10 protein-coding genes, 1 tRNA gene and 1 pseudogene are annotated in these 13850 nt (G+C 71.5%); 4 read left to right on the top strand and 8 right to left on the bottom strand.

From position 1 onward, the window contains the following. The 3 genes and pseudogenes from IEY87_RS45765 to IEY87_RS16780 all read left to right on the top strand — a co-directional run. Window positions 1-426: pseudogene (locus IEY87_RS45765) on the top strand (hypothetical protein); the annotation flags it as partial. A gap of 110 nt (window positions 427-536) precedes the next feature. After that, window positions 537-899, top strand: coding sequence for a hypothetical protein (locus IEY87_RS16785; protein WP_189139596.1), 363 nt, complete (start codon window positions 537-539; stop codon window positions 897-899). A gap of 92 nt (window positions 900-991) precedes the next feature. Beyond that, a complete protein-coding gene (locus IEY87_RS16780; RefSeq protein WP_189139595.1) occupies window positions 992-2998 on the top strand; it encodes a hypothetical protein in 2007 nt (668 codons plus the stop codon). 45 nt (window positions 2999-3043) lie between these two features. Here IEY87_RS16780 and fdhA read toward each other — a convergent pair whose 3' ends face one another. From fdhA to IEY87_RS16755, 5 genes are all read right to left on the bottom strand, one after another. After that, window positions 3044-4264: a formaldehyde dehydrogenase, glutathione-independent gene (gene fdhA, locus IEY87_RS16775; RefSeq protein WP_189139594.1), complete on the bottom strand. Its 1221-nt coding sequence runs from the start codon at window positions 4262-4264 to the stop codon at window positions 3044-3046. 57 nt (window positions 4265-4321) lie between these two features. Next, window positions 4322-5206 (bottom strand): MIP/aquaporin family protein, encoded by an 885-nt coding sequence (locus IEY87_RS16770; RefSeq protein WP_189139593.1) that lies wholly within the window; start codon window positions 5204-5206, stop codon window positions 4322-4324. A gap of 66 nt (window positions 5207-5272) precedes the next feature. After that, complete coding sequence (locus IEY87_RS16765; protein WP_189139592.1) at window positions 5273-7081, bottom strand: selenocysteine-specific translation elongation factor; 1809 nt, start codon at window positions 7079-7081, stop codon at window positions 5273-5275. Beyond that, on the bottom strand, window positions 7081-7353 hold the full coding sequence (locus IEY87_RS16760) for a hypothetical protein (protein WP_189139591.1): 273 nt from the start codon (window positions 7351-7353) through the stop codon (window positions 7081-7083). Before IEY87_RS16760 ends, IEY87_RS16765 begins: the two co-directional genes overlap by 1 nt. A gap of 13 nt (window positions 7354-7366) precedes the next feature. Next, window positions 7367-7460 (bottom strand) — tRNA-Sec (locus tag IEY87_RS16755). A gap of 43 nt (window positions 7461-7503) precedes the next feature. On the opposite strand from IEY87_RS16755, the gene selD reads away from it, so the two are divergent. Beyond that, window positions 7504-8589, top strand: a complete 1086-nt coding sequence (gene selD / locus IEY87_RS16750; protein WP_189139590.1) for a selenide, water dikinase SelD — start codon at window positions 7504-7506, stop codon at window positions 8587-8589. A 76-nt stretch (window positions 8590-8665) separates the two neighbouring features. On the opposite strand, the gene nrfD is transcribed toward selD, so the two are convergent. From nrfD to fdh, 3 genes are read right to left on the bottom strand one after another with little or no spacing between them, the layout of a single operon-like run. Continuing rightward, complete coding sequence (gene nrfD, locus IEY87_RS16745; protein ID WP_225277056.1) at window positions 8666-9772, bottom strand: NrfD/PsrC family molybdoenzyme membrane anchor subunit; 1107 nt, start codon at window positions 9770-9772, stop codon at window positions 8666-8668. After that, a complete protein-coding gene (locus IEY87_RS16740) occupies window positions 9769-10557 on the bottom strand; it encodes a 4Fe-4S dicluster domain-containing protein (RefSeq protein ID WP_189139589.1) in 789 nt (262 codons plus the stop codon). Before IEY87_RS16740 ends, nrfD begins: the two co-directional genes overlap by 4 nt. Then, window positions 10550-13726: a formate dehydrogenase gene (gene fdh, locus IEY87_RS16735; protein WP_225277057.1), complete on the bottom strand. Its 3177-nt coding sequence runs from the start codon at window positions 13724-13726 to the stop codon at window positions 10550-10552. The genes IEY87_RS16740 and fdh overlap by 8 nt, the downstream gene beginning before the upstream one ends. Window positions 13727-13850 lie beyond the last annotated feature (124 nt).

Here is a 13850-nt window from a genome sequence, read left to right as displayed (position 1 = left end):
CTCGCCACCGCCCTCGCCCAGGAGCTCGCTCTGGAGCCGCACCACGGACGACCCGCCGGCGCGGCGGGAAAGGGCATGACCGAAGGCGTGCGGATCATCGCCCGCGACCACGCGCACGTGGGCATGCAGGCGGGAAACATCTACGGCGACATCACGATCACCCAGCCGGCCGGGGCGGCTCTCGATCCCGCGGCGCAGCTCACCGAGCTCCGCGACAGGCTCAGCAGAGCGCTGAAGAACCAGGAGGTGGACGAGGCCACCTTCGCCGCGGCGGAGGAGGAGATCGCCGTCGCCGCCGAGTCCTTGTCGCAGGGCACCGGACACGGCCGGAGCACGGCGATGATCGCGCTCAGGAAGCTGCGCGGCCTGCTGGCGGACGTGGCCGATCTGGCGGCGCGCGTGTCGTACGTCATCGCCGCGCTGTGAAGCGTCTTATGAACAGTGGAAGCAATCAATAAGTGAATCGGGATACGTCGTAACAATTTCAATGGATTCGTCGACATACTCATTCGACGAACGAGGCCGGGAGGCAGCCGATGTCGGAGTGGTATACGAATATCGCCGGGGGCGACGCTCGCGTCGGCGCGCAGATCGGCAAAGTCGAGGGGAATGTCACCGTCGGATCCCCCCAATTCCATGAAGGCGGTCTCCGGACCCAGGTGGCCGAGCTCCGCTCGGCGATGCGCCGGGCGGTCGAGACGGGAGCGCTCGAGGCGGAGATCCGTAAGGCGGCGGAGGCCGAGTTAACCGAGGTCGACGCCTATCTCGAGCACGGCGACGAGAAGCAGCGCGGGAAGATGGTGCTTGCGCTGAAGAAGGTGCGGGGCCTGCTCGGCGACGTCGCCGATGTCGCGTCGATCGCCGCCGTCGCCCTCACCATCGGCCAAGGGCTGAGCTGATGAATCAGAGCTGGCACTCCAACGTCGCGATGGACGACGCGCACGTCGAGACGCAAATAGGCAACGTACACGGAAATGTCACCATATATTCGGTGAGCTCGAACGATCCTCCGCAGCACAAATACCGGGTGGGGATGTACTACCTCAATGGCGACATGCCCCGGCGCGCTGAGCAGCTGATCGAGGAAGCAGCGATGCACGGCCGCTACCGGTCCAACGAGGTGGCCTATTACTGGGTCCTGGCGACGCTGAGCGATCGCACGCTCGATCATCTCGGTCAGGACGAGTTCGCCCACCTGACGTCCGCCCGCGCCATGGTCGCGGAGTTCCCGAGCGACCCATGGCGGCAGGCGTTCGACGTGGTGATCGAGCTCATCAACTGCATCAGCGAGGAAGAACCCGGCTCGCTCGACGACAAGCGCATGTCCGCCGCGCTCACCGCCTACCAGGCGCTGCCGAGACAGCGGCAGGACGAGATCCGACGTCATCTCGAAATGATCATGGGCGGCTGGCTCCAGGACCAGCTCGAGGAGCTGGAGAGAGACCATGTGAAGGAGATGCGCATCAGCGGTCATCGCCGGGACCGCGTCTGGAAGTTCTTCGAGCCCGACCCCGAGCCGCCCCGGAGGATCCTGCCGCCCAGGCCTGTGCTGGACCCCGGCAAACGGTTCACGGTCATCACCGGCGCCGTGCTCGGCGGGCTGGGAGCTCTCGGGATGTTCGGCCTCATGGTCTCGGGCAGCCCGCTCGCCCTGTCCGCCGTGCTCACCCTGGTCTGCGCCTGGGCGGTCGCCGTCTTCAAATTCGGCCTGCCACAGCGCCTCGAGACTCGGAATTCGTCGGCGGCGGGGTGGCCCACGGAGTTCGGGGTGTCAGTCTCGCTCTCCGTCGAGCGCTTGTTCGACAGGGCGGGGCCGTCGGATCCTGTCGCGGCCCGGCAGTGGCAGTGGGCCAGCGCGCCGACGCGAGCGAGGCTGAAGGCCGAACTGATCCACCTGTACGGCGGCGACCAGCGATCAGCGAGCTCGATCAAGTGGCTCATCATGTGGCACGCCAAGAACACCGCCGGGCAGTTCAGCGCCGGCGTCCAGCTCACTCCCAGCGGCCCGCCGGTCGCGGTCGTCGCGGGCACCGCCGCCCTGGTGCTCGCCGGGCTGATCGCGCTGGTCGGCACGGCGAGCGTCAGCTTCATCGGCATGCTCGGCTCCGGAATCATGCTGGGTCTGGGTGCGGCCATCGCCTGGTCCGACACGCTCGACTATCTCGCCGCGGTCATCGACCATCCGCGCGCCTCCGCGGAGACCCACCGGCGGTTCGTCGCCGAGCAGCAGGAGCACGAACGCTGGTCCGGCGTGCTCGCCGACCGGCCCACCGACCTCGAGATGGCCATGTGGCTGGACTACGACAAGATGGCGATCAAGTCGCAGGCGCTGAAGGACTACGGCCTGAGCAACCGCGACGTCGTCGCGCACCTCACGCTCACCGAGGCTGACGTCCCCTGCCAGCGCGCCCGTGTCCTGTACGGCCCGTGGCGTTACTCGGCCTACAAGGTGCTGCTCTTCCTGCTCACCGACGGCGGCGTCCGACAGGTCACCGTCAGGCTCAACTTCGCCACGGCCAACACGCACAACGAGGAACGGACCACGTTCAGGTACGAGGTGATCGCCTCGGCGAAGGTGGCGGAGGCGAGCGTGCGCTTCGAGAACGGCCGCCGGAAGGTGACGACCGGCGACGAGATCCGCTTCTACGAACAGCCGAACCTGGTCCTCAGCAGGACCTTCCGGCTCTCGCTCGTCAACGCCCAGCCCATCGACGTCATCGTGGACAACTACCAGGAGGGCCTGCTCGACCGCATGCAGGAGGACATCAACTACCTGTACGCGCTCGCACTCGACGTCTCGGGCGTGACCGGAGCCCTCAGGATCTTGGAGGCGGTGTCCGCCGAGGGCAGAGAGTGGCTCGCCAACGAACGCGCCCGTCTGCGACGCAGGATGCGCGACTTCATCCAGAGCCAGAAGACCGGCAACACCTTCGACGGCGCCCGGCACCTGCCGAAGATCCTGCCCGGCATACGTCCCGAACTCCCCCCGACGGACTGAGCGTGCACGCTGCGAGCGGCGACTCACACCGCTCGCAGCGCACGCTCACCTGGACGCGAGCATGCCGTGCGGGTCGAGCACGTACTTGCGCGCCGCGCCCTCGTCGAACTCGTGGTAGCCGCGCGGCGCGTCGTCCAGCGAGATCGGCGTGGCGTTGACCGCCTTGGCGATCTGCACCCGGTCATGCAGGATCGCCTGCATGAGCTGGCGGTTGTACCGCATGACGGGGCACTGGCCGGTGACGAAGCTGAGCGACTTGGCCCAGCCGAGCCCGATCTGGATCGACAGCGAGCCGCGCTGGGCCGACTCGTCCGCCGCGCCGGGGTCGCCGGTCACGTACAGTCCCGGGATGCCGAGCGCGCCACCCGCCCGGGTGACGTCCATCACCGTGTTGAGCACGGTCGCGGGCCGCTCCGTCTCCGAGTCCTTGCCGTGGCCCCGGGCCTCGAAGCCGACCGCGTCCACGGCGCAGTCCACCTCGGGCGCGCCGAGAATCTGCTCGATCTGGTCCTTGGGCTCCCCCTCGGCCACGTTGACGGTCTCGCACCCGAAGCTGCGGGCCTGGTCCAGCCGCTCCTTGTTCAGGTCGCCGACGATGACGACGGCGGCGCCGAGCAGGAACGCCGAACACGCCGCGGCGAGCCCGACCGGGCCGGCCCCGGCGATGTAGACGGTCGAGCCCGGCTGCACCCCGGCGCTCACACAGCCGTGGAACCCCGTCGGGAAGATGTCCGCGAGCATGGCCAGGTCGAGGATCTTCTCCATCGCCTGGTCCTTGTCCGGGAACTTCAGCAGGTTCCAGTCGGCGTACGGCACCAGGACGTAGTCGGCCTGGCCGCCTACCCAGCCGCCCATGTCGACGTAGCCGTAGGCCGAGCCGGGCCGGTCCGGGTTGACGTGCTCGCAGATGCCGGTCTTGCCCTCCTTGCAGTTGCGGCAGCGGCCGCAGGCGATGTTGAACGGCACGGACACGAGGTCGCCGGTCTTGATGAACTCCACGTCGGGGCCGGTGTCGACGACCTCGCCGGTGATCTCATGACCGAGGACGAGGCCCGTCGGGGCCGTGGTGCGGCCACGGACCATGTGCTGGTCGCTGCCGCAGATGTTGGTCGCGACCGATTTGAGGATCGCCGCATGGGGCAGCTTGCGGCCCACGTTGGCGGGGTTCACGCCTGGGCCGTCCTTGAGCTCGTAGTCGGGATAGTCGGTCTCGCGGACCTCGACCCTGCCGGCCCCCTCGTAGGAAACTCCTCTGTTACCGGGCATGACGGTGCTCTCCTCCTTGTGCGCGATGCTGTCGAGCGGTCGTCACGTGGTCATCGATCACCTCCCGGGTTCTGGGCGAAGACGGCGGACACCGCGCTGTAACCGGTCGTCGCGCGGCCGCCGGACCGCTCGGCTCTCCCCGTCCGCGGCCTCCCCGTCCGCGGCCTCCCCACCGCGCGGCTCGCGGGTGCCGGAGATCTCGCCGGCGGTGCCCTGCTCGCCCTCCTCCGGCACCTCGCGCACCGGGCGCGCCACCTGGTCGTACACGAGCACGGCGAGCACGGCGCCGACGATGGGACCGATGATGTAGACGCCGAACTCCGACCACGGCGTGTCCCCGTCGAACAGACTCGTCGTCAGGTACGGGCCGAAGGTGCGGGCCGGGTTGACCGCGCCGCCCGTCATCGGGCCGATCACGAAGATCTCACCCGCGACGGCCATGCCGATGATCCATCCCGCCCAGCCGGACGGCGCCCGGCGGTCCACGGCCATCGCCATGATCGTGAGCATCAGCAGGAACGTGCCCATCACCTCCAGCAGGATGCCCTGCCCGTAGCTCACGCCCTTCGCGAGAGCGGTGAGCCCGGTGCCCAGGTCCACCGCCCGGCGGCCGAAGCCGGCCACGATGAGCAGTCCACCGGCGAACGCGCCGACGAGCTGCGCCACGATGTACGGCACCACCTCCGACCACGGGAACCTGCGGCTCACCGCCAGCGCGATGGTGACGGCCGGGTTGATGTGCGCGCCCGAGGTGGTGCCGAAGGCGTAGATGACGATCGCGACGACCAGGGCGAACGACAGCGAGATGAATCCGAGCGCGGCGTAGGTGATCTCACCGGCGCCCATGAGCAACGCGGCCACCACGGAGCCGGCGCCGAAGATCACCAGCAACATTGTCCCTATGGCTTCCGCGACGAGCCGCCGCGGAAGGTGTCCGACCATCGCAAACCCCCGATGACGATGGTTCCGAATCCCCCTGTTTCCTGATACCTACCCCGGATCTGACCGCTAAGCAGGTCGGGTGCAGCGCCGATGGACGTCGTCCAGCCGCTCGGTGAGACCGGCCCGGTCGAGGTGTTCGAGCAGCGGTACGGCGACCCGGCGGGTGGTGTCGAGCGCGCGTCCGGCCTGGCTGACCGTGAACGGTTGCGGCAACCGGCTCAGCAGCTCGGCCGCCCGCGCGTCGGCTCCCGGCAGCAGCACGATCCCGTCCGCCACCCGCAGCAGGTTCCCGGCCCGTACGGCCGCGGCCAGCTCCCTGGTCCCCAGCCCGAGCTCGGCCAGCCGCTTCGCCTCCGGCGCCTGGAACGGCCGCTCCGCCAGCTCCCGCCGCACCCCCGCCACCGCCCGCGCCACCGGCGCCGGCAACCCCGCCCGCCCCGCCGCGATCCGCCCTGCGGCCAGCGTGAGCGGCGGCCGTACCAGCGCCACGACCAGCCGCCGATCGGGCAGCCCCAGCGCGTGCCGAGCCGCCTCGACCGGCATGGCGGGCTCCAGCGGATGCCCCTCCCCATACCGCCCCACCGCCGCCACCAGCCGCCCGCCCAGCTCCGCCCAGTGCTCGGGATCGACGTACCACTCCCCCACCGTGCCGGGAGCCTCAGGCACGACCCCCATGGCCCGCAGGTCACCGGCACGCAACAGCCGATGCGTACGCAACGCGAACGCCACACCGAACCCACTGCCCCCGTCCGGCTCGGCGGGCTTGGGCAGGGCTGCTTCCAGGAGTGCCGCTCGCTCCCTTGGGGCGCCACGGCGGCGGAGGGACGGCGGGCGCACGTCGAGGACACTCGCCCCGGCGAGCACCCGCACCTCGGACCGGTCACGTCCGGGGTCGCGCAGCAGCAGCACGTCGCCGAGATGCAACGGCACCGGCCGGGCCAGGCGCAGTCGTACGACGCGCCCGCCGAGCGGCCGTACCTCGGCCGTCACCGCCGCCGACCCCACGTGGACGGTCAACCGCCGAGGCAACCCGGCGGCCTCCTGCCGCTGCCCCCCGACGGGCGCGACACGTACATCCACCAGATCCGTGTACGTCCACCCGCCCGGCGTGACGAGCGCCTGCCCCCGGTCGGGAAGGTGGTGGCCACGCAGGTTGACCGCCACCCGGGCCACCCCCGGCACCGTGTCCCGCGACTCCTTCAGCGACTCCAGCCCCCTGACCCGCACCGGCTCCCCGGCCAGCAGCAGCTCATCACCCACCGAGACCGTCCCGGCAGGCAGCGTCCCGGTCACCACCGTCCCGCTGCCGGTCACACTGAACGCCCGATCGATCCACAGCCGAACCTCCGCCCCCGGATCAGGCCTGGGCAGCCCACCCACCAACCGATCCAACGCCCGCCGCAACTCAGGCAACCCCTCACCAGTACGCCCACTCACCACAACCGCCCCCACCCCACCAACCGGCTCACCGAGGGCCGCATTCAGGCGGGTGCGGGACTCGTCGAGCGCCGGGGTCGGGTCGGCGAGGTCTGATCGGGTCACCACCAGCAGGCAGTGGCGTACGCCGAGGGCCTCCAGGGCGACCAGGTGCTCCTCCGACTGCGGCATCCACCCCTCGTCGGCCGCCACCACGAACATGACGACCGGCACCGGCCCCACCCCCGCGAGCATCGTGCTGAGGAAGCGCTCATGACCTGGTACGTCCACGAACGCGAGCCGTTCCCCCGACGGCAGGCCGGTCCACGCGTAGCCGAGCTCGATGGTGAGGCCGCGCCGGCGTTCCTCGTCCAGGCGGTCGGGCTCCATGCCGGTGAGGGCCCGTACCAGGGTGGACTTGCCGTGGTCGACGTGACCCGCGGTGGCCACGACGTGCATCAGCCCGGCACCTCCGCGAGCGCCGGCACCCCACCCGCCACGTCGGCGTCGCGCGCCACCCCGAGCGCGTCGATGCCCGCCCCGGTCAGGCGGCCGGCCAGGGCGGTGGCGCGCTCCGCCGGCACGGCCGGATCGGCGTGCCGCGCCCGCTCCCGGGCCGCCGCCACCGCCGCCTTGACCACCGACCGGCCCAGCCGCCCACCCGCCTCCACCAGCCGCGCATCGGCGAGCACGGCGTCGGTGCGCGGCACCAGCCTGCGTCGGTCCTTCATATTCCGAACATAAGCGGAGGCGGACGGGAATCGAACCCGCCAGGCCGAGGACCTCGACCTCGTCGGTTTTGAAGACCGCGGGGGCCACCAGGCGCCCAGACACCTCCACGGGAGAACCTACCCACAGCGGGGTAGTTACGCTCCGTGATGATGGCCACGACACCCGCGAATCCGACCCGCCTGACGCAGTACGCCCACGGCGGCGGCTGCGCCTGCAAGATCCCACCCGGCGAGCTCGAATCCATCGTCGCCGACCTCATCACTCCACTTCCCCCCGCCATCCGCACCGATGCCAGGCCTGGTTCCCGGCCGCACACCCGTGCCGACGCCGGGTTCACACCTCCCCCCGCGACCGGCGTCGGAGAGTTGGTCATCGGTCTGGATGACGGGGACGACGCCGCCGTGGTGCGGATCGAGGGGGGCCGGGCGGTCGTGCTCACCGCCGACTTCTTCACGCCCGTGGTGGACGATCCGTACGACTGGGGACGGGTCGCGGCGGCCAATGCCCTGTCCGACGTGTACGCGGTCGGCGGGGAGCCGCTGGTGGCGGTGAACCTGCTCGGGTGGCCCCGGGAGCGGCTGCCGCTCGAACTGGCGAGACAGGTGCTGCGCGGTGGCCTGGACGTGGCGCGGGAGACGGGCTGCCACGTCTCCGGCGGCCACAGCGTGGACGACCCGGAGCCGAAGTACGGCATGGCGGTCACCGGCCTGGCCGACCCGGCGCGGCTGCTGCGTATCGGGGCCGCCCGGCCCGGCCTGCCGATCTCGCTGACCAAGCCGCTCGGCATCGGGGTGCTGAACGCGCGGCACAAGGCGACGGGCGAGGTGTTCCCGCAGGCGGTGACCGCGATGACCACGCTGAACCGCGACGCCGCCCGCGCCGCGCTGGCCGCCGGGGTGGAGTGCGCCACGGACGTGACCGGGTTCGGCCTGCTCGGGCACCTGTACAAGCTGGGCCGGGCCAGTGGGGTGACGGCGGTGGTGGACGTGGCGGCGGTGCCGTACCTGGAGGGTGCCCGGGAGGCGCTGCGCGACGGCTACGTGAGCGGCGGCACCCGCCGCAACCTCGACTGGGTACGGCCCTGGCTCGACCCGGGCGGCTTCGGCGAGGACGAGCTGCTGCTCCTCGCCGACGCCCAGACCTCGGGCGGCCTCCTGGTCGCCGGCGACCTCCCGGGCGCACCGATCATCGGCGAGCTGATCCCCTTGGCGGGCCCTCACCTACGCCTACGCTGAACGAGCAGCACGCTGACCGGACAGAACACAGCCCGAGCTGGACGCTGACCCGACGGGACACGGCCCGAACTGACCGTCAGCTCGCCGGCTGCGCCGCCCCCGCGTCCGAGCCACGGTCGGGCGAGGACTGTGCATCGAGGCGGCGGCGTTGGGGGACGACGGTGTACTTGGGGTCGGCGGCCGAGGCGCGGCCTGCTTCGAGGATGCCGAAGCGGGTGTAGAGGGAGCCCGCCGTCAGGGCGAGCCCGGACAGGGCGGTGAGGGTGCGGCCGCGGCCGGCCACCACGGCGAGCAGCCCGCCGCCGACCGTCAGGACGCGCGCGGCCCGCATGAGCCGACCGGCCCGCCCTGTTCGGTACGGCTCGCCGATGAACCCGAGCCGGCGTTCCAGCACCTGCCCGGCGACCGTCTCCATGGCCGCCCCGAGCGCGGCCACGGCGCGGGCCGGACCGGCGTGGGCCGGGGGCGTGCCGAGCATGCAGGCCGCCCCGGCGGCGGCCATCGCGCTGCCCGCGAACAGGAACGGCAGCTCCCGGTACGCCTCGTGCCAGGCGGGCACGGCGGTGTCGGCGATCAGGACGGCGGTGTAGGTGGCGGTCAGCGGCCCGGTCACCCCGGTCGCCAGGAGCGCCGCATCACCGGCCACCGGCAGGAGACCCACCAAGCCACCAGCCCCCGGCAGACGGCCCGCCAAGCCACCGGCACCCGACAGGAAGCCCGCCAAACCAGCCGCCACCGGCAGACGGCCCGCCGAACCACCGGCGCCCGGCAGACGGCCCGCCCGGCCACCGGTCTTCGGCAGGTCGCTAGCCAGGTCGCCGGCCACGGCGATGGCTGACAGCCCGCCCTGGGCTGCGAGGATCCATGAGCCGACGCTCATCGGTGAGGTGGGCTTGAAGACCCGCAGCATGTTGAGGAACCGTGCGGGCCTGCCCAGCTCGGCGGCGAGCAGCCCGGCGCCGAGGGCCGCCCCGGCCGCCGCCGCGACGCGGGCGGTGCGGGCCAGGCGGGGGTGGCCGGTCAGCCGGGCCATGACGGCCATCGAGGACGAAACTCCCGACAAACCCCCCAAATACAGATATGTCGGCATGTGGGGTTCGTGCCAGATGGGCGCCTTGATCACCGGGCGGCCGTAGTAGGACCGGAACTCCGCCTCGGGCACCATGGCCCGCTCGCGCGTCACCGCCGCTCTCCCGTGCCCAGAAAGGCGAGGGCCACGGCGCCCACCGCCGACAGCGCCGCCGCGCCCGCCCAGCGCCACATGGCGGGCAGGTCACGCGTGGTCACCACCGGATCCGGCGGCAGGCCGTACACCTCGGGCTCGTCCAGCAGCAGGAAGAACGCCCCCGCCCCGCCCACCCCGTCGTCGGGGCTCTCGCCGTACAGGCGGGCCTCGGTGTTGCCGTCGGCGCGCAGGCGGGTCACCCGCTCCTCGGCGCGCGCCCGGAGCTCGTCGAGCGGCCCGAACTGGATCGAGTCGGTGGGGCACGCCTTGGCGCAGGCCGGTTCCAGGCCACCGAGCTGCCGGTCGTAGCACATCGTGCACTTCCAGGCCCGCCCGTCGTCCTCCCGCCGGTCGATCACGCCGTACGGGCAGGCGGGCACGCAATAGCCGCACCCGTTGCAGACGTCGGACTGCACCACCACCGTGTCGAACTCGGTCCGGAACAGCGCCCCGGTCGGGCAGACGTCCAGGCAGGCGGCGTGCGTACAGTGCTTGCACACGTCGGAGGACATCAGCCACCGATCCACGCCGTCGTCACCGCCGGCGGCCACCGGCCGTGACTGCTCGATGAACGCGACGTGCCGCCAGGTGCTCGCGCCCAGCGTGCCGGTGTTGTCGTAGGAGGTCGCCTCGAAGACGAAGCCGTCGTCGGGGAGCTGGTTCCACTCCTTGCAGGCCACCTCGCACGCCTTGCACCCGATGCAGATGCTCGTGTCGGTGAAGAACCCCATCCGCTCAGCCATCGCGGTACCTCTCCAGCAGGTCGAGCACCGCCGGGCCTCTCGGCCGGCGGCCCGGCAGCACGTCACAGGTCATGGCCTTGCTCTCCTGGATGTAGACGTTCGGGTCGAGCACCAGCGGCATCAGGTCGTTGGCGACGTCACCGGTGACCAGCCCGCCGCCGCCCCATCCCCAGTGGTACGGCAGGCCCACCTGGTGGACGACCCTGCCCCCGACGCGCAGCGGCCGCACCCGCCCGGTGACCAGCACCCTGGCCTCCACGACGGCGCGGCTGGTCACGATCGTCGCCCAGCCGCCGTTGACCAGCCCCAGCTCCTCCGCGAGCCGCGGCGACACCTCGCAGAACAGCTCGGGCTGCAGCTCGGCGAGGTAGGCGAGCGGCCGGCTCATCGCGCCCGCCGTGTGATGCTCGGTCAGCCTGTACGTCGTCAGCACGTAAGGGAAGCGACCCCCCGGCGCGTTGTACGGGCTCTCAGGCCGGTGGTAGGTGTGCCTGGCCGGATTGGCCTGCTGGCTGTAGAGCGGATTGCCGACCGGGGACTCGTGCGGCTCGTAGTGGGTGGGCAGCGGGCCGTCGACGAGCCCGGTCGGGACGTACAGCCAGCCCTTGCCGTCGGACTGCATGATGAACGGGTCGGTCCCGGCGAGCGAGGCCTGGGCGAAGGCGCCCTCGGGCGGCACGTAGCCGGGCGGCTTGCCGATCTCGCAGTCGGGCACGTCGTGCCCGGTCCACTCGCCGCGCTCGGCGTCCCACCACACGTACGCCTTGCGCTCGCTCCACGGGCGGCCCTCGGGGTCGGCGGAGGCCCGGTTGTACAGGATGCGCTTGTTGGCCGGCCACGCCCAGCCCCATTCAGGCGCCACGGCGCTCTGCTCCCGGCCGGGGCGGCGGCGGGCGGCCTGGTTGACCTCGTCGGCGTACACCCCGCAGTAGATCCAGCAGCCGCAGGTGGTGGAGCCGTCGGCCCGGAGCTGGGTGGAGGTCGACAGGGCCCGCCCGTCGGGGCCGACCCCGTTGATCTCCCGGAGCACCGCCGCGGCCGAGGGCTCCCGGTGTACGCCGTGCTCCGGGTAGTCCCAGGTCAGCTCGCGTACCGGCCGGTCGATCTCGTCGTCGGTCAGCCGCTGCCTGATCAGCTTGCCGAGGTGGTAGTAGAACCACAGCTCGCTGCGGCGGTCGCCGACCGGGTCGAGCGCCTTCTCCCGCCACTGGAGCAGCCGCTGGGTGTTGGTGAACGTGCCCTCCTTCTCCACGTGGCTCGCGGCGGGCAGGAAGAACACCTCGGTGCCGATGTCCTCGGTGCGCGTCTCGCCCGTCTCCAGCTCCGGCCCGTCCAGCCAGAACGTGGCCGTCTCCACCAGGGTCAGGTCCCGGACGACGAGCCAGTCGAGGTTCGCCAGGCCGAGGCGCTGCGCCCGGCCGCCGGAGGAGCCCACGGCGGGGTTCTCCCCCACCACGAAGTAGCCCTTCACGGTGCCGTCGATCTGGCCCATCACGGTGGTGTAGTGGCCGTGGTCGCCGGTGATGCGTGGCAGGTGGCCGAAGCAGAAGTCGTTCGCCTCGGTGGCGGCCTCGCCCCACCACGCCTTGAGCAGGCTCACCAGGTAGGCGCGCCGGTTGCCCCAGAAGCCCGTCGTGCCGCCCTCCAGCTCCAGGTAGTGGTCCAGGCCGCCGTGCCGGTGGGCGTTCGGCATGTCCAGGTAGCCCGGCAGGATGTTGAACAGCGTCGGGATGTCGGTCGAGCCCTGGATGCTGGCGTGCCCGCGCAGCGCCAGGATGCCGCCGCCGGGCCGGCCCATGTTGCCGAGGAGGAGCTGCAGGATCGAGGCGGTGCGGATGTACTGCGCGCCGACGGTGTGCTGGGTCCAGCCGACGGAGTAGACCCAGGCGGTGGTGCGCTCGCGGCCGGAGTTCGCGGTGACGGCCTCGGCCAGCTCGGCGAAGCCGTCGCGCGGGATGCCGCACAGCTGCTCGACCAGCTCCGGGGTGTAGCGGGCGAAGTGCCGCTTCAGGATCTGGTAGACGCAGCGCGGGTGGGTCAGCGTCGGGTCGGTGCGCGGGCTCGGGTGCGCGGCCGGCCCGCCCGCGCCGTACGTGTCCGCCCCGGCCGCCTCGGCGTCCCGGCGGCCGCCCTCCGCCTGCTCGGCCGACGGCTGCTCACCTACGGGCTCGTACGCCCAGCTCCTCGGATCGTAGGTGCCCGTCTCCGGATCCCAGCCGGAGAACAGGCCGTCGAGGTCCTCGGTGTCACGGAAGTCCTCGGACACGAGGGTGGCGGCGTTCGTGTAGGCCAGCACGTACTCGCGGAAGTCCAGCTCGTTCGCCAGCACGTGATTGATCAGCGCGCCGAGCAGCACGATGTCACTGCCCGCGCGGATCGGCAGATACCGGTCGGCCAGCGCGCTGGTCCGGGTGAAACGCGGGTCCACGTGGAACACCCTGGCCCCCCGCGCCTTGGCCTCCACCACCCACTGGAACCCCACGGGGTGGCATTCGGCCATGTTGGAGCCCTGGATGACGATGCAGTCCGCCTCCGCCAGATCCTGCTGGAAGGTCGTCGCGCCGCCACGCCCGAAGCTGGTCCCCAGACCGGGGACGGTGGAGGAGTGTCAAATACGGGCCTGGTTCTCCACCTGGACGGCGCCGAGGGCGGTGTAGAGCTTCTTCATCAGGTAGTTCTCTTCGTCGTCGAGCGTCGCCCCGCCCAGACTGGCGATGCCCATCGTGCGCCGCACGACCTTGCCCTCGTGGGTCTCCTCCCAGGTCTCCCGCCGGGTGCGCACCACCCGGTCGGCGATCATCTCCATCGCGGTGTCCAGGTCGAGCCGCTCCCAGCCGGTGCCGTACGGCCTGCGGTAGAGCACCTGGGTCTGACGGCCCGGATGGGTGACGAGCTGCTTGCTGGCCGACCCCTTGGGGCACAGCCGCCCCCGGGAGATCGGCGAGTCGGGATCGCCCTCGATCTGGGTGACCTTGCCGTCCTCGACGTAGACGAGCTGGCCGCAGCCGACCGCGCAGTAGGGGCAGATGGAGCGCGCCACCGTGGCGGCGTCCTCGGTGCGCGGGCGCAGCGCGTCCGTACGGGGCGACCGTACGGCGTCGCTCCTGCCGTCCTGGCCCCTGAGCTGGCGGATCACCGGCCAGCGGGCCAACCAGCCCCTTCCTGACATGGTGCGTCCCATGCCCGGTTTCGGCTGGCCTATTCCGGCGGACGCGCTCCGGCCGTACCTGCCCGGGAGAATGGGCCGCTCCCGGCCCGCACGCCGCGCCGTCACCCAGGTTCCGAGCGAGGGA

Origin of the sequence: Nonomuraea glycinis (genome assembly GCF_014646515.1) — a bacterium.
Classification (GTDB): domain Bacteria; phylum Actinomycetota; class Actinomycetes; order Streptosporangiales; family Streptosporangiaceae; genus Nonomuraea; species Nonomuraea glycinis.
Note: the sequence above shows the minus strand (reverse complement) of the source record. Positions and strands in the feature narration are given on the sequence as shown.